We start from the raw sequence: 17620 nt of genomic DNA on the forward strand, positions 1-17620 counted from the left end.
CCCGGCCCGCCCCGTCCCACCCGGCCCATCCCACCAGGACTCCCACCATGTTCCGTACCGCCCTGCGCAGCGTGCTCGCGCACAAGGCCAGGCTGCTGATGACCGTGCTCGCCGTGATGCTCGGCGTGGCCTTCGTCTCCGGCACCCTGGTCTTCACCGACACCCTCGGCAACGCCTTCAGGAACCAGTCGGCCAAGAGCTACAAGGACGTCTCCGTCGCCGTCAGTTCGCACGACAGCCGTGACGGAGGCGGCCGTGACGACGGCGGCCCGGGGGGCGGCGGACCGGGAGGCGAAGAGGGCGGCGGCCGGACCCCCGGCATCAGCGCCGCGACCCTCAAGAAGCTAGGCGCGCTGGACGGTGTCTCCTCCGTCATCGGCCGGGTCGACGGCTTCGCCGGGGTCGCGGACCAGGACGGCAAGCTGATCGGCAGCGGCTGGTCCAACACCGGCTCCAACTTCGTCCCCGCCAAGGACGGCGAGGACCCCGCGTACACCTTCACCGAGGGCGCGGGCCCGGCGCGGGACGACCAGGTCGCCCTCGACCGCACCACCGCCGACAAGGGCGGGTACCAGGTCGGTGACACGGTGCGGGTCGGCACCAACGGCCCGGTGCGCGAGTTCACCCTCAGCGGCGTCTTCACCACCGAGGACGGCGCGGTCAACGCGGGCGGCAGCCTCGTCCTCTTCGACACCGCCGTGGCGCAGAAGCTCTACCTGGAGCCCGGCTTCTTCAAGGACGCCACCGTCAGCGCCGAGCCGGGCGCCTCCGACGCGGCCGTGCTCGCCGGGGTCAAGGGCCTCCTGCCCGACAACGCCGAGGCGCAGACGGGCAAGCAGCTCGCCGACGACCAGGCCACCGACATCGAGAGCGGTCTCTCCGGCCTCAACCAGATCCTGCTGGCCTTCGCCGCCATCGCGCTGTTCGTCGGTGTCTTCCTCATCTCCAACACCTTCACCATGCTCGTCGCCCAGCGCACCAGGGAGCTGGCCCTGCTGCGTGCCGTCGGCGCCTCGCGCCGCCAGGTCAAGCGCTCCGTGCTGACCGAGGCCGCGGTCGTCGGCCTGATCGCCTCGGCGGTCGGCTTCGTCGTCGGACTGGGGCTGGCGACCGGACTGCGGTCCGCCATGGGCTCGTTCGGCGCGCAGCTCCCCGCCGGACCGCTCGTCGTCTCGCCGACGGCGGTCGCCGCCGCCTTCGGTGTCGGTGTCCTGATCACCCTGCTGGCCGCCTGGCTGCCCGCCCGCCGCGCCGCGAAGATCCCGCCGGTCGCCGCGATGAGCAGCGTGCACGGCCTGGCGACCACCAAGTCGCTGGTGGTACGGAACTCGATCGGCGGCGGACTGGCCCTCATCGGGTCGGCGGCGATCATCGCGGGCGCCGCCGGCGGCTCCGACGGCCGGACCCTCATCGGGATCGGCGCGTTCCTCGCGATGATCGGTGTCATCGTGCTCATCCCGCTGCTCTCGCGCCCGGTCATCGCGCTCGTACGGCCGCTGCTCCGGCGTGTGTTCGGGGTCTCCGGCAAGCTGGCGGCGCAGAACGCGGTGCGCAATCCGCGCCGTACCGGAGCCACCGCCTCCGCGCTGGCCATCGGCCTGACGCTGGTCACCGGGCTCACGGTCATCGGGGTGACGGTCGGGCAGGCCGTGGACAAGATGACCACGGACAACATCCGCGCCGACTACATGGTGCAGATGGCGAGCGGCGGCGGCCTGGACCCGTCGGCGGTGACCGCGCTGGAGAAGGCTCCCGGGGTGAGCGCGCTCTCCCCGCAGCAGTCGGCGGGACTCAAGGTGAAGGGGAAGTTCCACCCCGCCTCGGCCGTCACCCCCGGGGACATCGAGCAGCTGTTCACGGTCACGACCCTCTCCGGCTCCCTGGACACCCTCGCCCGGGGCGAGATCGCGGTCTCCGGCAAGACGGCGAAGTCGAACCACTGGCGGACCGGTGACACCCTGCCGGTGACGTACGACGACGGGAAGAAGGGCTCGCTGCGGATCGGGGCCACGTTCGAGGAGAACGAGTTCCTCGATTCGGTGCTCCTCCCCACGGACGCCGTCGAGGCCCACGAGTCCCGGCCGTACATCAGCCAGGTGTGGGTCAGGACGGACGGCGGCGCGAGCGCCGCTCACGAACAGGCCCTCGTGGACGCGCTGGGCGACAACCCCGGCATCAGCATCATGGACCGCCAGGACATCAGGAACACCTTCGGCGGCTTCATCAACACCGCGCTGAACATCATGTACGGCCTGCTGGCGATGGCCCTGATCATCGCGGTCCTCGGGGTCGTCAACACCCTCGCGATGTCCGTCTTCGAGCGGCAGCAGGAGATCGGCATGCTGCGGGCCATCGGTCTCGACCGGGCGAAGGTGAAGCGCATGATCCGGCTGGAGGCCGTGGTCATCTCGGTTTTCGGCGCGGTGGTCGGGGTGGTGCTCGGGTCGTTCCTGGGCTGGGCGATCGGTCAGACGATCAAGAACGACATCCCGGGATACGCGCTGGTCGTCCCGTGGGAGCGGATCGGGATCTTCCTGCTGCTGGCCGGGGTGGTCGGCGTGCTCGCGGCCCTGTGGCCGGCGCGCAGCGCGGCGCGGCTGAACATGCTGACGGCGATCAAGACCGAATAGCGGAACCCCTGCGGGAGACACGAGCGCCGGACGGGCCTGGAGCCCGTCCGGCGCTCTGTCGCAGCGCTGTGTCAGTGCCCCCCGCGTCAGCGCCAGTCGCGGGCCCGCAACGGCATCCCGGACGCGCCGTTCTCCGGAGGCCGTACGGCCAGGATCTGGTTGACCCCGATCCGGTTGGTCTCGAAGGAGAGGGCGGACGCGGCCATGTAGAGCCGCCACACGCGGGCGCGGCCCGGCGAGGTGGCCCGGACCGCGCGGTCCCAGTGCTTCTCCAGGTTGGCCACCCAGCGGCGCAGGGTCAGCGCGTAGTGCTCTCTTATCGACTCCACGTCACGGGCCTCAAAGCCGGCCTCCTCCAGGGTGGCGACGGTCCGGCCGAGCGGGGCCAGTTCGCCGTCGGGGAAGACGTACGCGTCGATGAAATCGTCTATGCGGTACTCGTCCTCGTTCTTCTCCGGCCGGCGGGCGATCTGGTGGTTGAGCAGCCGGCCGCCCGGCCTGAGGAGGGCGTACAGGTCGTCCGCGTACTCGCGATACTGGACCGAACCCACGTGTTCGGCCATGCCGATGGACGAAATGGCGTCGTACGGACCGTCCTTGACGTCCCGGTAGTCCTGGACGCGGATCTCCACCAGGTCCGCGAGCCCCTCCTCCGCGACGCGCTCGCGCGCGTACGCCGCCTGCTCCCGGGAGAGGGTGATGCCGGTGACCCGGGCGCCGTACTCACGGGCCGCGTGCAGGGCCATCGAGCCCCATCCGCACCCCACGTCGAGCAGCCGGTCCCCCTTCTTGAGCGCGAGCTTGCGGGAGACGAGATCGAGCTTGTCGCGCTGTGCGTCCTCCAGGCTGCTCCCGGCGTCGGGCGCGCCGCCGGTGCCCGGGCCCGCGTCCCAGTAGGCGCAGGAGTAGACCATGGACGGGCCGAGGACCAGGGCGTAGAAGTCGTTGCCCACGTCGTAGTGGTGGCTGATGGCTTCCTTGTCACGGCGCTTGGTGTGCGTGGCGCCGTGCCGCCGCCTGATCTCCTCGGGGGGCGGGGCGGGCGGCGGCCACGGCCCCGCGATCGCGACCAGCCCGCGGGCCGCGGCCCGCATCCGCGGGTCCAGTACGGGATGGACCGCTTCCTTCACGTCATCGCCGCGCTCCCAGATGATCCCGGCGAGTTGCTCCAGCAGCGCGTACAGGTCGCCGTCGACATCGATCTCACCGGCCACCCAGGCGCGGGCCAGGCCCAGTTCGCCGGGCTTCCACAGGAGTCGGCGCAGGGCCCGGCGGTTGCGGATGATGAGGACGGGTGCGTTCGGGGGGCCCGACTCGCTGCCGTCCCAGGCACGGATACGGACCGGGAGCGGCGCCCCCAGCAACTCTTCGGCAAGAGTGGTCAGCCGCGGCGCGGCGTCGGCCATGGCGTACACCTCCGTGGTGGTGGATACCGGACATACACAACGCCAGGTAAACACCGGAGGCGGTCACTTGCAGTCCCGACAGCACGCAATGAGAAGGCAAAATACCTGCATTCACCATGCACTTTTACGCCGGTCGTAGCCGCGCGTACCCGGCCGGGGCGGGCCGGGACGCGGTGAAGGGCCGCCCGCACCACGGATGGCGGGCGGCCCTTCACCGGGTCGCAGTCGTACCGGCGCCGCCGGTCAGGAGGCCTTGGCCTTCTCCTGCGCGGGCTGCGAGGCAGCGGCCGCCGGGGCCGGCTTCGCGGCCTCGTAGAACTCCTCGCGCGGCGTCTCCATGGCGCCCAGCGAGACGACCTCGCGCTTGAGGAACATCGCGAGCGTCCAGTCGGCGAAGACCCGGATCTTGCGGTTCCAGGTCGGCATCGCCATGCCGTGGTAACCACGGTGCATGTACCAGGCCAGCCGGCCCTTGAACTTGATCTTCACCTTGCCGGCGACGATCATCGCGACGCCCTTGTGCAGGCCCAGACCGGCGACCGCGCCCTTGTTGGCGTGGCTGTAGTCCTTCTGCGGGAAGCCCCGCATGCCGGACATCACGTTGTCGCCGAGGACCTTGGCCTGCCGGAGCGCGTGCTGCGCGTTCGGCGGGCACCAGGCGTTCTCCACGCCGGCCTTGCGGGCGGCGAGGTCCGGGACCTGGGCGTTGTCGCCGGCGGCCCAGATGTAGTCGGTGCCCTGGACCTGGAGCTTCTCGCTGGTGTCCACGTGGCCGCGGGGGCCGAGCGGGAGACCGTAGCGGGCGAGCGCCGGGTTCGGCTTGACGCCGGCTGTCCAGACGATCGTGTTGGAGTCGACCTCCAGGCCGTTGTTGAGCACCACATGACCGTCGACGCAGGAGTCCATGCCGGTCTTGAGGTAGATCTCGACGCCGCGGCCCTCGAGGTGCTCCTTGCCCCACGTGCCCAGCTTCGGGCCGACCTCGGGGAGGATCTTGTCGGCGACGTCGACGAGGACGAACCGCATGTCCTCGCGCGTGACGTTCGAGTAGTACTTGGCCGCGTCGCGGGCCAGGTCCTCGACCTCACCGATGGTCTCCGCGCCGGCGAAGCCGCCGCCCACGAAGACGAAGGTCAGCGCTTTGCGGCGGACCTCCTCGTCGGTGGTCGAGTCGGCCTTGTCCAGCTGCTCCAGCACATGGTTGCGCAGGCCGATGGCCTCCTCGATGCCCTTCATGCCGATGCCCTGCTCGGCGAGGCCGGGGATCGGGAAGGTACGGGAGACCGCGCCGAGCGCGACGACCAGGTAGTCGAAGGGCAGCTCGTAGGCCTCGCCGACGAGCGGCGCGACCGTGGCGACCTTGCGGTCCTGGTCGATGGTCGTGACCCGGCCGGTGAGCACCTCCGCCTTCGGCAGGACGCGCCGCAACGGGACGACGACATGCCGGGGCGAGATGCTGCCGGCGGCAGCTTCGGGGAGGAAGGGCTGGTACGTCATGTACGAGCGAGGGTCGACAACCGTGACGGTCGCCTCCCCGTAGCGCATCTTCTTCAGAATGCGACGAGCTGCGTACAGGCCTACGTACCCACCGCCTACAACGAGGATCCTGGGACGCTCCGTGGTGCTCATGCCATCGAGTATCCACCCCCCTCGGAGGGGGTGCTCGTGAGCCCCTTCACAAGGTGTTGGGTACCCCGTGCTACACTGCGCGGCCACCTTACCGGGACGCCCTTTTCCGGCACCGTACCGGAGGGGTGAGTGAGGCCCTGTTCACCCCCCGTGAGCTGCCCCTCTCCCTCTTACACGGAGTGGACCACCCCTCGGGTTCATGCGCGCGTAACGCCCCCGGAACTGTGTCGCATTGAGGTCCGGGGACGCCGTTCGGCCACCGGACGGCCCTACGGAAGACGAAGAGCGTCCAAGCGAGCCGTTTTCCTTGTGAAGAACTTCACGAAGTTTCTCGCGGGGCTCTCCGCGCGGCTCCCCGGAGGTCCGCCGCGACGCCGTGGGCGACGCTGTGAGCGATGCCGTCGAGGATGTCGTGCTCGCTGACGACCACCTCCGCCGCGCCGGTCCTTTCCATGATCGCCAGGAGGATCAGGGAGCCCGCGCCGATCACGTCGACCCGGCCCTCGTGCATCACCGGGATCGCCGCCCGCTCGTCGTGCGTGGCGTGGAGAAGGCGCTCGGTGATCTCCTTCACCCGCGCGAAGGGGACACGGGAGCGGTGGATCGCGGCGGAGTCGTACGCGGGCAGGTCCAGCGCGATCCCGGCGACCGTGGTCACCGAACCGGCGAGCCCCACCAGCGTGCGCGGCTCCGCCAGCGGAACGGTCTCCCCCGCCAGGTCCAGGGCCGCCTCGATGTCGGCGCGCATCGCGGCGACCTCGGCGGCCGTGGGCGGGTCGCTGAGGACGCCGTCGTGCAGGAGGTGCCGCTCGGTCAGCCGTACGCACCCGATGTCCACGGACCGTCCCGCCCTGACCCGGTCGTCGCCGACGACGAACTCCGTGGAGCCGCCGCCGATGTCCACGACGAGGCAGCTGTCCCGGACCGCCAGCTCGCTCGTGGCGCCGGTGAAGGAGAGCGCCGCCTCCTCGTCACCCGTGACGACCTCGGGCTCGACCCCCAGGATGTCCAGGACCCCCCGGACGAACTCGTCGCGGTTCTCCGCGTCGCGGGAGGCGGAGGTCGCCACGAAGCGGATCCTCTCCACCGCGTGCTTGGCGATGACGGCCGCGTACTCACGGCAGGCGGCGAAGGTGCGCTCCAGCGCCTCGGGGGCGAGCCGGCCCGTCCGGTCCACGCCCTGGCCCAGCCGGACGATCCTCATCCGCCGGTCCAGGTCGGTGAGTTCGCCCGTACCGGCATCGATGTCCGCGACGAGCAGGCGGATCGAGTTCGTACCGCAGTCGACGGCCGCGACCCTGGTCATGCGGGATTCCCCTCGGTCGCCCGGTTGTTCTCGGGGGCGGTCGGCCGGCTGTCCTCGGGGGTGATCCGGTCGTCGTCCGGGGCGGCCCCGCACGGCGTCACGCACGGGCCCTTGCGCCACCACTCCGGCAGCATCGCCAGCGCCTCGTCCCCCAGCGGGTTCACGCCGGGGCCCGCCGCCAGCGAGTGGCCGACCAGGACGTGCAGGCACTTCACCCGGTCCGGCATGCCACCGGCGCTGGGAAAGCCCTCCAGGACCTCGATGGCGTCCCGGCGGGCCAGGTAGTCCTCATGGGCCTCGCGGTACGCGGCGGCCAGCTCGGGATCGGTCGCGAGGCGCTCGGACATCTCCTTCATGACGCCGTTCGCCTCCAGCGTGCCGATGGCCGAGGCCGCGCGCGGGCAGGTCAGGTAGTACGTCGTCGGGAAGGGCGTGCCGTCGGGGAGCCGCGGGGCGGTCTCGACGACGTCCGGCTGTCCGCAGGGACAGCGGTGCGCGATGGCCCGCAGTCCGCGGGGCGGGCGGCCCAGTTGTTCCTTGAAAGCCGCGACGTCCGCCTCGGTGGGCTCGGTGCGTTCGGTCTGCGGAGGGGGCGTGTCCATGCCTGCCTAGGTTCTGCGTCGAGTGTTGCGTATGCGGTGCTACGTGTCCGGTGTTACGTGTCCGGGCGGTCCGCGTTGTCCACGCTGTCCAGCACGTTCGAGTACCAGGGGCGGTCGGCCGCGCCCTGGTCCTCGCGTTCCTGCCGCGCCGCGTCCGGATCGATCATCGTGTAGCCGGTGTCGCCCGGCATCACGTAGTGGAGATGTTCGCGGGCCAGCCGCTCGATGTAGGCGTCGTCCTGGAGACGCGCCTTCTCGTCGCGCAGCTCCTCCACCCGCTGCCGCGCCTCGCGCGAGAGCTTCTCCTGGTCGGCGATCTCGTTCTGCTGCGACACGTACTGCCGCATCGGATACGCGAGCGCGACGACCAGCGTGCAGACGACGAGGGCGAGGAAGGCCGCGCGTCCGGTGAGCCGGGAGCGGCGGGCCTGGCGGCGGTTCTGCGAGCGGTAGACACGGGCCGCGGTCTGCTCGCCGAGCACCCGCAGCCTGGTCGCGGTGGAGAACCGGTCCCGGTTCCCGGCCATGGTCCGCCTCCCCTGTCACGTACGTACGTCCCCGGACACGGTACGGGACCGGGGACGGGGACGTACGTACGACGGGCTGGTCGGCGCCTGCCGACCGGCGGGGTCAGCCCTTGAAGCGGGGGAACGCGCTGCGGCCGGCGTACACCGCGGCGTCGTCGAGGATCTCCTCGATGCGCAGCAGCTGGTTGTACTTGGCCACGCGCTCCGAGCGGGCGGGCGCGCCGGTCTTGATCTGGCCGCAGTTGGTGGCGACGGCGAGGTCGGCGATGGTGACGTCCTCGGTCTCGCCGGAGCGGTGGGACATCATGCACTTGAAGCCGCTGCGCTGGGCCAGCTCGACGGCGTCCAGCGTCTCGGTGAGCGAGCCGATCTGGTTGACCTTGACGAGCAGGGCGTTCGCGGAGCCCTCCTCGATGCCGCGGGCGAGGCGCTCGGGGTTGGTGACGAAGAGGTCGTCGCCGACGATCTGGACCTTGGAGCCCAGCTTGTCGGTGAGGACCTTCCAGCCGGCCCAGTCGTCCTCGTACAGCGGGTCCTCGATGGAGACCAGCGGGTAGGAGGCGACGAGCTCCTCGTAGTACTCGGTCAGTTCGGCGGCCGAGCGCGACTTGCCCTCGAACTCGTACTTTCCGTCCTTGTAGAACTCGGACGCGGCGACGTCGAGCGCGAGCGCGATGTCGCGGCCCGGCGCGTAACCGGCTTCCTTGATCGCTTCGAGGATGAGGTCGAGCGCGGCGCGGTTGGAGTCCAGGTTCGGGGCGAAGCCGCCCTCGTCGCCGAGGCCGGTCGACAGGCCCTTGTCCTTCAGGACGCGCTTGAGCGTGTGGTAGACCTCGGCACCCCAGCGCAGGGCCTCGGAGAAGGACTCCGCGCCGATCGGGGCGATCATGAACTCCTGGATGTCCACGTTGGAGTCGGCGTGCGAGCCGCCGTTCAGGATGTTCATCATCGGAACGGGCAGCAGGTGCGCGTTCGGGCCGCCGAGGTAGCGGAAGAGCGGCAGGTCGGAGGCCTCGGAGGCGGCGTGCGCGACGGCGAGGGAGACACCGAGGATGGCGTTGGCGCCGAGCGACGACTTGTCCGGGGTGGCGTCCAGGTCGAACATCGCCTGGTCGATGAGGCGCTGCTCGGTGGCGTCGTACCCGACCAGCTCCGGGCCGATCTGCTCGATGACGGCGAGGACGGCCTTCTCGACACCCTTGCCCTGGTAACGGTTGGGGTCACCGTCGCGGAGTTCAAGGGCCTCGAACGCACCGGTGGAGGCACCGGAGGGGACAGCAGCACGGCCGGTGCTGCCGTCGTCGAGGCCGACCTCGACCTCGACCGTGGGGTTGCCTCGGGAGTCGAGGATTTCCCGGGCTACGACGACGTCGATGGACGGCACGAGCATCTCCTTCATGGGATGTGACGCTTTGGGTGCGGGGCCGCTCGGCCGCGCGACACGAGCCTAACCGGCCCCGGCCCTCCGGCAGGCCGGTGCCCGCCCGCTGGGACGAAATGAAGACGTCATCCTGATGACACGGGGGCGAACGGGCTGCGGCCGGCTGTTCCGGCCGTACGACACCCGGGCGGCCGGAACGGGGAAACCCCGGCCCGCGCGCGTACGGGGGAAGAACGCGCGGGGCCGGGGTGGTCCGGGGGTGGGGCCACGAGGGGGGACGGATGGCCCCGGAGGGGGGTGGGTCAGCTCAGGTGGAGCTGCTGGCCCGGGAAGATCACGTCCGCGTCGGCGACGATGTCCTTGTTCAGGTCGAACAGCTTCTTCCAGCCACCCTTGACGTGGTGACCGGCGGCGATCTTCGAGAGGGTGTCGCCGGACTTGACCTTGTACTCGCCGTCACCCTTCTTGATCGTGGTGGGACGGCTCGTACCGCGCGAGGCCGGCTGCTCGGCGCTCCGTGTCGACGGGGCGGACTGCTGCGGAGTGGACTGCTGCGGCGCAGACTGCCGCGGCTGCGCGGCGGGCTGCTCCGCCGGCTGCGACGGGGCGGCCGGGGCGGAGTCGTTCGAGGCGCCGGAGAGGCCCACACCACAGCTCGGCCACGCGCCCTTGCCCTGGCCCGCGAGGACCTTCTCGGCGACGGCTATCTGCTGCGACTTGGAGGCCTGGTAGGCGTTGGGCGCGTAGGCGGTGCCGCCGTACGCGGCCCAGGTGGAGGGGGTGAACTGGAGCCCGCCGGAGAAGCCGTTGCCGGTGTTGATGGACCAGTTGCCGCCGGACTCGCACGCGGCGACCTGGTCCCACTCGGCGGTGGTCGCGGCGGAGGCGGACGTGGCACCGAGCAGCGGGACCGCGACGGCGGCACCGGTCACCCCGGCGAGCGTGGCGTAACGGACGGCCTTGGACGGACGGCGGTGCTTGGCCTTGGAACGCAGCATGAAGCTATCTCCTCACCGACGCCTGCGAGGTCAGCTGTCGGGTTCGGGCCAAGTGAGTTGCCCGGCCGCGTGCCAGCAGGGCCTCCCGGCCCTCGCTGTACGCGGCTTCACCCCGAGCCGGTCGTCGGCCGTCTCTCGACGGCCGGGGCCGGCACCTAACCTGTGGGTCCCCCGCTCCTGCCTTCGGCGCTTGACGCGACGACTACTCCCCCCGACCGACGGCAGGATTCGGCGTGACGGTCGACGGGGCCCGCGGTGCGAGCGGTTCAGACCGTAGACACAGGTCCCCCTGATGTTCAAAGAGCCCGATCCGGGAAATATCGCCCGAACTCCCCTGTGTTCCGTCTGTGTTTTCGCAGGTGAGGGCCGAAAACATGCCACCTGGGGGCCAAAGGTCCCCTGTTGAGACAAAGAGACCCTTGTCTCACTTGCGCAGAAGTGGACATAGGGTCTCCAACCGCCCCCGGAAACGGACCGGGGGCGGGCCGTGGGCCGGCCGGGGGCAGCCCGTCAACTGCTCCTACTTCACGCCGAGATCGACGGTCTGGCCAGGCAGGATGAGATCGGGGTCGGAGCCGAGCGCGTCCTTGTTCGCCTCGTAGAGCGCGGACCACCCGCCCTCGACGCCGTTCTCGTCCGCGATACGCCACAGGCAGTCACCGGGGCGGACGACGTATTCGCCGTCGGGGGTGCCGGCGACATCGGCCTTCACGCCTTCCGCGTCACGTGTCAGTCCGTCACCTCGGGAGGCGTGACGCCCGGATTCACGCTCTTCGCCCGAGTTGTCCGGCGTGAGGCCGGTCGCGCCGGGGGTCGCCGAGTCCTCGGGGGCCGCGCCGCCGCGGTGCTTGCCCTTGACGGTGTCCGTGGTGGCCCGGGAGGAGGGGGTGGCCGAGCGGGAAGGGCTCGGGGTGCCCGTGTCCGTGGCGCCGCTCTCCGTACCGTCGCCGCCGTCCCGTTCGCCGCCCGCGCTCTTCGCACTGCCCGAGGGGGTGCTGCTGGCGGAGGGGGCGCTGTCGGGGCTGCTCGGGGTGGTGTCGGAGCCTTCCGCCCGGTCCGTGTCCGACGCGCCGCCGGGGCCGGTGGACGCCTCGGGGCTCGCGGACTCCTCGACCGTGCCGGGGGCCGCTCCGGGGTCGACCAGGGGCTCCGCGGTGTTCTTCAGGAGTCCGGCGACGGGCGCGCAGCTGGCCCAGGCCGACGGGCCCTGCGCGTCGAGGACCTTCTCGGCGACCGCTATCTGCTGCGAGCGGCTGGCGAGGTCGGGGCGGGTCGCGTAGTCGCCGCCACCGAAGTCGTCCCAGGTCTCCTGGGCGATCTGGAGTCCGCCGAAGAAACCGTTGCCGAGGTCCGCGCTCCACGCGCCCCCGCTCTCGCAGTCGGCGACGCGGTCCCAGGTGGAGGCGTCCGCCGCGCTGGCGGAGGTGGCGCCGAGGAGGGGGATCGCGATCGCGGAGCCGGTCACCCCCGCCGCGACGATCAGAGCGGGCGCCTGGCGGGGGCGACGGTGTCGGCCGTTCGCGGACATGCGGTTGCCTTCCGTGTGCCGTACGACGCAGGGAGCGTCACACGTGAAATCGACTACAGCGTGTGGCTGCTGAGCTGTCGGTGAAGGTAGCCGGACTCGAACGCTTGTCACAAGTCGATGCAGGGGAGATCACGTGAAAGTCACATTCCTGACGGCCAGTCAGTTATTTCACGACGGTCAATCAGCTGGGCAAAGGCGTGAACTGCACCGGAAGTGTGCGCAATCCACGCATGATGAGCCCGCCCCGCCACCGCAAATCGGCCGGATCCCCCGCAAGTCGCATGTCGGGCAGGCGCGTCAGCAGCGTGCCGAGCGCCGCCTGTCCCTCCAGGCGGGCGAGCGGCGCGCCGACGCAGTAGTGGATGCCGTGTCCGTAACCCAGATGCTGATTGTCACGCCGTGCGAGATCCAGCCGGTCCGGATCCTCGAACCGCGCGGGGTCCCGGTCGGCCGCCGCGAGGACGACCAGGACCGGATCGCCGGTGGCGACCTCCTGCCCGCCGAGCGTCAGCGGCTCGGTGGCGTACCGCCACGTCGCCAGCTCCACCGGCCCGTCGTACCGCAGCAGTTCCTCGACGCCGGTCGCCAGCAGGCCGCTCTCGCCCGCGTCGAGCGACGCCTGGAGCAGCGCGCGCTGCTCCGGGTGGCGCAGCAGCGCGTACATGCCGTTCCCGATGAGGTTGACGGTGGTCTCGAACCCGGCGAAGAGGAGGATGAAGGCCATCGCGGCGGCCTCGTTCTCGGTGAGGTGCTCGCCGTGGTCGCTCGACCGGATCAGGTCGGAGATCAGGTCGTCGCCGGGGTTCTCCCTCTTACGGTGGATGAGTTCGGCGAGATAGTTCCGCATCTTCTTGACCGACCGCGCGACGCCGCCACGCGGGCCGCCGCCGTGGCGGATCATCATCCCGGCCCAGTCCCGGAAGTCGTCCTGGTCCTCGCGCGGCACCCCGAGCAGGTCGCAGATCGCGTAGATGGGGAGAGGGAAGGCGAAGTCGTGGATGAGGTCCGCCTCGCCCTTCGCCGCGAAACCGTCGATGAGGCGGTCCGTCAATTCCTGCACGCGTGGTGCGAATTGAGCCACGCGGCGGGGGGTGAACGCCTTGGAGACGAGCCGCCGCAGCCGGGTGTGGTCCGGTGGGTCGATGTTCAGCAGATGGGTCATCAGCTCGGCGTTGCGCTCCCCCGGGATCCCCGTCCTCCCCTTGGCGTGCGCCGACCCGGCGTGGTGGACGGGGTTCTTGGAGAGCCGGGGGTCGGCGAGCGCCCGCTTGGCGTCGGCGTACCGGGTGACGAGCCAGGCCTCCACGCCGCTGGGCAGCTCGGTCCGGTGGACGGGTGCGTGCTCGCGCAGCCAGGCGTAGGCGGGGTAGGGGTCGGTGGCGAACTCCCAGGTGAAGAGCTCGGGCGCGTCGGGGGTGGACATGCCTCGACAGTAATCGTGGCTGGTTCGGGTTGTGAGTACGGGCTGTGGGGACGGGCTACTCCGCGAGGCCCTCCGCGGCGCGGATCGCGTCCCGGTACGTGCGCGCGGCGGCGCGCAGGGCGGTCTCCGGGTCGACGCCGGTGCGTTCCGCCTCCATGGCCAGGGCGAGGAGTCTGAACCCGATGCCGTCGCCCGCCGGGGGCCGTACGTCCAGTCCCGCCGTACGGACCCGGCCCGCGAGCTTGGCCGCCAGGGCGAGGCCGGGCTGGCCCAGCGGGACGCCGTCGGTGACCGAATCGCGCTGCTTCTCGATCGCCTTGGTCCGCAGCCAGTGCGCCTTGACGTCCTCGGGGGTCTCGGCGGTCTCGTCGCCGAAGACGTGGGGGTGGCGGTGGATGAGCTTGTCCACGAGCGTGCCGGCGACGTCGTCGATGGAGAACGGCTCGATGCCGTCGTCCAGGCCGTCCTGGGCGATGCGGGCGTGGAAGACCACCTGGAGCAGGACGTCCCCCAGCTCCTCGCGCAGCTCGTCGCCGTCGCCGTCCTCGATCGCCTCGGCCAGTTCGTACGCCTCCTCGATGCCGTACTTGGCGAGGCCCCGGTGCGTCTGGACCGAGGACCACGGGCACTCGGCGCGGATGCGGTCCATGACCTGGACGAGGTCGAGGAGCCGGGCGCCGGGGAGATCGTACGAGCCGGGGAGCAGCTCCAGGTCCGGCATCTGGACGCGGCCGGAGCCGGCCAGGCGGGCGAGGCCGTCGGTGAGCACGGTGTCCGTGCCGTCGCCGTCGGCGGTGGGGAGGACCACGACCGTACGGCCGCCGGCGCACTCCTCGACCAGTTCCTGGGCGGTGGGCGCGGTGTGCTCGACGGTGACGCCGGCCTCGCGGAGGTACGGGAGCTGCGGGTGCGCGGGGTCCGCGCAGAGGACCCGGTCGGCGGCGTGCAGGGTCTGCCAGGCGGGCCAGGAGAGGAGGCCGGGGGCGACTCTGTGGCTGGCGGTGAGCAGAACGATGCGGCCGGGAGCCGCGGGGTTCTGGTCGGCGGTGGGAGGTTCTTGGGTCACCTCTTGAACCTACCTCCGGTGTGTGCCGGGCCCGCCCGGCGGGCGGGTCCTCAAGCGCCGGACGGGCTGGGAGTGCGGCAGGTCGGGCCGGGACCGCCCTGCGGGCGGGTTGTCCTCAAGCGCCGGACGGGCTGGATGTGGCCCGCCCGGTGGGTGGGTGTCCTCAAACGCCGGACGGGCTGGAGGGGTGCGGCAGGTCGTCCATGCCCGCCCGGCGGTGGGTGTCACGGGCTGGAGGAACCGGACTACGCGTCCGTCGGCTGTTCCTGCGGGGCCTCTTTGGTCACCTGGGTGATCCACGGGGTCTTCGCGTCGCCCAGCTGGACCTTGCTGTTGTCCCAGCTGCCGTAGCGCGGGTTCACGTCGATGCTCAGCTTCTTGGACGTCGCCGCGAGGCCCGACACCAGCTTCTGCTGGCCCTGCGGTGTCATCGAGTCCGCGCCCAGCGCCGCCCCGACCTTCGTCAGCAGGACGTCACGGCGGATCGCGTCGTCGAGCTGGTCCGGGGTGACCGCGCCCTGCTGGAGCGCCAGCGCGAGGAACTGCTTCTCGCCGCCGGACTGCGCGACCGCCTGCTGCCGGGCCGCCTGGATCTCCTTGCGGCTCACCGTCACGTCGGCGTCGTCCGCCGCCCGCTGGAGGACGCGGTCGAAGATCATGCCGTTCAGCTTGATCTGGCTGAGCCGGCCGGTGTTCTTGATGAGTTCGGCCGACTGGGGCGACGCCTCCTGGGCGGTACGGACGTCCCGTACCGCTCCCTGGAGGGTCGACACCTCGATCCGCTGCCCGCCGACCACCGCCGCGGCCCCGGGATGGGCGTCGCTGCCGCAGGCGGTGAGCAGGGGAGCCGCGGCGAGGAGCGCGACGGAGAAGGAGAGCGCGGTGCGACGGCGGCGGTGCAAAGGGAGCCTCCCGGCGTGATTGTGCGGCGATGCACAAGGCCTTGCAGTGATCGATGTTAGGCAGTCCGCGTGGCAGGGGCCACTGGTTCGACCAACGATTCACCGGGAGATTGGGGTGCGCCCCGCCGGAGAAGTCGCTTCCGGGTCCCGGTCGGGGCGGAGCATGATCGCGCGGGAGACCACAAAAGTGATCGGCACGGCCGCGCCCGCGGCGCCCAGCGGGGCGTAACGGCTGCTGAGGCGCAGCACGTCCACCAGCAGGTAGACACCGCTGGTGGTGATCACGAAGTTCGCGGCGTTGGTGAGGGGGAAGAGCACGAACTTCCGCCAGGTCGGGCGGGTCCGGTAGGTGAAGCGGCTGTTGAGGAAGAAGGAACCGACCATCGAGAGTGTGAACGCGATCACATGCGCGGCGACATACGGCAGCCGGGTCAGCAGGAGCAGGTAGAGGGCGTAGTAGGTCCCGGTGTTCACCAGTCCGACCAGGGCGAACCTGACCAACTGGCCGCGGAGCGTCATCGGGCGCCCCGGAACTGCTGCTGGTGTTCGAGCGCGCGCCGCAGTTCGGCGGGGAGCGGGTGGTACGGGCCGTACGCCCGCTCCGTGTCCCACAGCAGGCTCTGCAACTGCTGCCTCGCCGCCGCGTGGTCGCCCACCGCGAGCAGCAGGTGCCCGATGCGGTGGCGGATCTCGAAGGCCCGGCCCGCGTCGCCGCCCGGCTGCCGCATGCTCTCGTAGTACGGCACCAGCGCACGGTACTCCGCGAGCGCGGCGGCGGTCTCGCCGAGCTGTTCGAGGCACTGCGCGGCCTCGTACCGGAACTGGAGCGCCTGCGGGTCGCCGGCCCCCGCCTCGGCCGTCCGGTCGTCGGCGAGGCGGCGCAACTCCGGGAGCGCGCGCCGGTACTGGCCGTCGTCCAGCAGGGTCGACGCGTACTGCTTGCGCAGGATGCGGACCACCGGGGAGTACTCGCCGTGCTCCGCCGCCGCGGCGGGCAGGATGCCGCCGAGGATGTCCACGGCCTGCGTGATGCTGCCCTCCCCCAGCAGCCGCTTGACCTCGTCCACCGCCGCTGCCACGTCCGGCCGTTCGGCCGGGACGGGCGCCTGCTGGGTCACCGGCGGGGACGGCACGGTCGTGGCGCGGTCGGGCCAGGGGGCGTGCGGGCGCAGGAAGGGGCGGGTCGGGTCGAGCGGGCCCGTGGGGCCGCCCCGGGCGGGCAGGAGCGGGACGAGGTGTTCGTACACCTCCTGCGCACCGGCGGGGCGGTGTTGCGGGTCCTTGGCGAGCAGCCGCAGCACGATGCGCTCCAGTTGCTCGGGCACCTCGGCCCGGAGCCGGCGGATCGGCACGGGCGCCTCGTACAGATGGCGGTGCAGGACCCCGAGGACGGTGGAGCCCGCGAACGGCACGTTCCCGCTGAGGAGTTCGTGGAGGAGCACGCCGAGGGCGTAGAGGTCGGTGTACGGGCCGACGGCGCCGCCCATCGCCTGTTCGGGCGCCATGTAGGCGGGGCTGCCGATGGGCGAACCGGTGTGGGTGAGGCGGGTGGTGTCGGTGTCGAGGACGGAGGCGACCCCGAGGTCGAGGACCGTGACCGTACCGTCGGGCCGCACCATCACGTTCCGCGGCTTGAGGTCGCGGTGGACGATGGGCACCGCGTGGACGGCGCCGAGGACGGAGCAGAGCTGGGCGGCGACGGAGACGGCCCAGGGCCAGGGGTACGGGTCGTGCTCGGCGAGGTGGTCGGCGAGGTCCGCGCCCTCCACGTACTGCATGACGAGGTACAGGTCGTCGTTGTCGCTGCCCGCGTCGTGGACGGTGACCAGGCCGGGGTGGTCGACCTGGGCGGTGACCCGGCACTCGCGGACGAAGCGGCGGCGCATCTCGTCGGCGCCGCTGGCGACGGTCATCCGGTCGGGGCGCAGGAGTTTGACGGCGACGCGGCGGTCGAGCCGCTGGTCGTACGCGGTCCAGACCTGGCCCATGCCTCCCTGGCCTATGACCGTCGACAGCTCGTAACGGTCCGCGATGACCCGTCCGTTCACCGGTCTTCCTGGCCCTTGCCCTTGCGCAGGAAGTCGCTCAACTCGTCCAGCTCGGCGCGCACCTGGTCGATGCGGGGGTGGTCGGTGGCGCGCGGGCCGCCCGTGCCGTGCGCGTCCGGCCGCGGGGTGTTCGTACGCGCGGAGTCCGCGGGGTAGTGCGCCGGGGGTACGGCC

General features: G+C 71.3%; 14 protein-coding genes and 1 riboswitch. Of the genes, 1 reads left to right on the forward strand and 13 read right to left on the reverse strand.

Translation table 11 applies throughout. From position 1 onward, the window contains the following. The first annotated feature begins 47 nt into the window (after nucleotides 1-47). The gene (locus GT042_RS26000) at nucleotides 48-2630 is read left to right on the forward strand and encodes an ABC transporter permease (protein WP_161311159.1); all 2583 of its coding nucleotides are present in this window, start codon (nucleotides 48-50) and stop codon (nucleotides 2628-2630) included. Between the two features lie 86 nt (nucleotides 2631-2716). Here GT042_RS26000 and GT042_RS26005 read toward each other — a convergent pair whose 3' ends face one another. The 13 genes from GT042_RS26005 to GT042_RS26065 form a co-directional block, all read right to left on the reverse strand. Further along, entirely contained in the window at nucleotides 2717-4036 is a 1320-nt protein-coding gene (locus GT042_RS26005) for a cyclopropane-fatty-acyl-phospholipid synthase family protein (RefSeq protein ID WP_161311160.1), read from the reverse strand. A gap of 243 nt (nucleotides 4037-4279) precedes the next feature. Then, nucleotides 4280-5665, reverse strand: a complete 1386-nt coding sequence (locus tag GT042_RS26010) for an NAD(P)/FAD-dependent oxidoreductase (RefSeq protein ID WP_161311161.1) — start codon at nucleotides 5663-5665, stop codon at nucleotides 4280-4282. Between the two features lie 319 nt (nucleotides 5666-5984). Continuing rightward, a complete protein-coding gene (locus GT042_RS26015; RefSeq protein ID WP_161311162.1) occupies nucleotides 5985-6971 on the reverse strand; it encodes a Ppx/GppA phosphatase family protein in 987 nt (328 codons plus the stop codon). Further along, complete coding sequence (locus GT042_RS26020) at nucleotides 6968-7573, reverse strand: DUF501 domain-containing protein (protein ID WP_237531183.1); 606 nt, start codon at nucleotides 7571-7573, stop codon at nucleotides 6968-6970. Before GT042_RS26020 ends, GT042_RS26015 begins: the two co-directional genes overlap by 4 nt. A 53-nt stretch (nucleotides 7574-7626) precedes the next feature. Next, a complete protein-coding gene (locus GT042_RS26025) occupies nucleotides 7627-8100 on the reverse strand; it encodes a septum formation initiator family protein (RefSeq protein WP_161311163.1) in 474 nt (157 codons plus the stop codon). A gap of 103 nt (nucleotides 8101-8203) precedes the next feature. Then, a complete protein-coding gene (eno, locus tag GT042_RS26030; RefSeq protein ID WP_161311171.1) occupies nucleotides 8204-9490 on the reverse strand; it encodes a phosphopyruvate hydratase in 1287 nt (428 codons plus the stop codon). Between the two features lie 293 nt (nucleotides 9491-9783). Then, nucleotides 9784-10479, reverse strand: coding sequence for a transglycosylase family protein (locus GT042_RS26035; RefSeq protein ID WP_161311164.1), 696 nt, complete (start codon nucleotides 10477-10479; stop codon nucleotides 9784-9786). Nucleotides 10480-10483: 4 nt separating this feature from the next. Further along, a riboswitch (cyclic di-AMP (ydaO/yuaA leader) is annotated at nucleotides 10484-10678 on the reverse strand. A gap of 321 nt (nucleotides 10679-10999) precedes the next feature. After that, nucleotides 11000-12007: a transglycosylase family protein gene (locus tag GT042_RS26040; RefSeq protein WP_161311165.1), complete on the reverse strand. Its 1008-nt coding sequence runs from the start codon at nucleotides 12005-12007 to the stop codon at nucleotides 11000-11002. A gap of 181 nt (nucleotides 12008-12188) precedes the next feature. Further along, on the reverse strand, nucleotides 12189-13430 hold the full coding sequence (locus tag GT042_RS26045; protein WP_161311166.1) for a cytochrome P450: 1242 nt from the start codon (nucleotides 13428-13430) through the stop codon (nucleotides 12189-12191). Between the two features lie 55 nt (nucleotides 13431-13485). Next, entirely contained in the window at nucleotides 13486-14496 is a 1011-nt protein-coding gene (locus GT042_RS26050) for a nucleoside triphosphate pyrophosphohydrolase (RefSeq protein ID WP_161311167.1), read from the reverse strand. Between the two features lie 245 nt (nucleotides 14497-14741). Then, nucleotides 14742-15398 (reverse strand): SurA N-terminal domain-containing protein, encoded by a 657-nt coding sequence (locus GT042_RS26055; RefSeq protein ID WP_161311168.1) that lies wholly within the window; start codon nucleotides 15396-15398, stop codon nucleotides 14742-14744. Nucleotides 15399-15497: 99 nt separating this feature from the next. Then, a complete protein-coding gene (locus GT042_RS26060; RefSeq protein ID WP_161311169.1) occupies nucleotides 15498-15917 on the reverse strand; it encodes a GtrA family protein in 420 nt (139 codons plus the stop codon). Further along, a complete protein-coding gene (locus GT042_RS26065) occupies nucleotides 15914-17446 on the reverse strand; it encodes a serine/threonine-protein kinase (protein ID WP_161311170.1) in 1533 nt (510 codons plus the stop codon). The genes GT042_RS26060 and GT042_RS26065 overlap by 4 nt, the downstream gene beginning before the upstream one ends. Between the last annotated feature and the right edge of the window lie 174 nt (nucleotides 17447-17620).

It is taken from the genome of Streptomyces sp. SID3212, from assembly GCF_009865405.1.
In the GTDB taxonomy this organism is placed as follows: Bacteria; Actinomycetota; Actinomycetes; order Streptomycetales; family Streptomycetaceae; genus Streptomyces.

Bases quoted from the DNA above. Each gene is read 5' to 3' on its own strand.
- GT042_RS26010 (WP_161311161.1), bottom strand. From the start codon at position 5,665: ATGAGCACCACGGAGCGTCCCAGGATCCTCGTTGTAGGCGGTGGGTAC.
- GT042_RS26035 (WP_161311164.1), bottom strand. From the start codon at position 10,479: ATGCTGCGTTCCAAGGCCAAGCACCGCCGTCCGTCCAAGGCCGTCCGT.
- GT042_RS26020 (WP_237531183.1), bottom strand. From the start codon at position 7,573: ATGGACACGCCCCCTCCGCAGACCGAACGCACCGAGCCCACCGAGGCG.
- GT042_RS26060 (WP_161311169.1), bottom strand. From the start codon at position 15,917: ATGACGCTCCGCGGCCAGTTGGTCAGGTTCGCCCTGGTCGGACTGGTG.
- GT042_RS26045 (WP_161311166.1), bottom strand. From the start codon at position 13,430: ATGTCCACCCCCGACGCGCCCGAGCTCTTCACCTGGGAGTTCGCCACC.
- eno (WP_161311171.1), bottom strand. From the start codon at position 9,490: ATGCTCGTGCCGTCCATCGACGTCGTCGTAGCCCGGGAAATCCTCGAC.
- GT042_RS26005 (WP_161311160.1), bottom strand. From the start codon at position 4,036: ATGGCCGACGCCGCGCCGCGGCTGACCACTCTTGCCGAAGAGTTGCTG.
- GT042_RS26040 (WP_161311165.1), bottom strand. From the start codon at position 12,007: ATGTCCGCGAACGGCCGACACCGTCGCCCCCGCCAGGCGCCCGCTCTG.
- GT042_RS26000 (WP_161311159.1), top strand. From the start codon at position 48: ATGTTCCGTACCGCCCTGCGCAGCGTGCTCGCGCACAAGGCCAGGCTG.
- GT042_RS26015 (WP_161311162.1), bottom strand. From the start codon at position 6,971: ATGACCAGGGTCGCGGCCGTCGACTGCGGTACGAACTCGATCCGCCTG.
- GT042_RS26025 (WP_161311163.1), bottom strand. From the start codon at position 8,100: ATGGCCGGGAACCGGGACCGGTTCTCCACCGCGACCAGGCTGCGGGTG.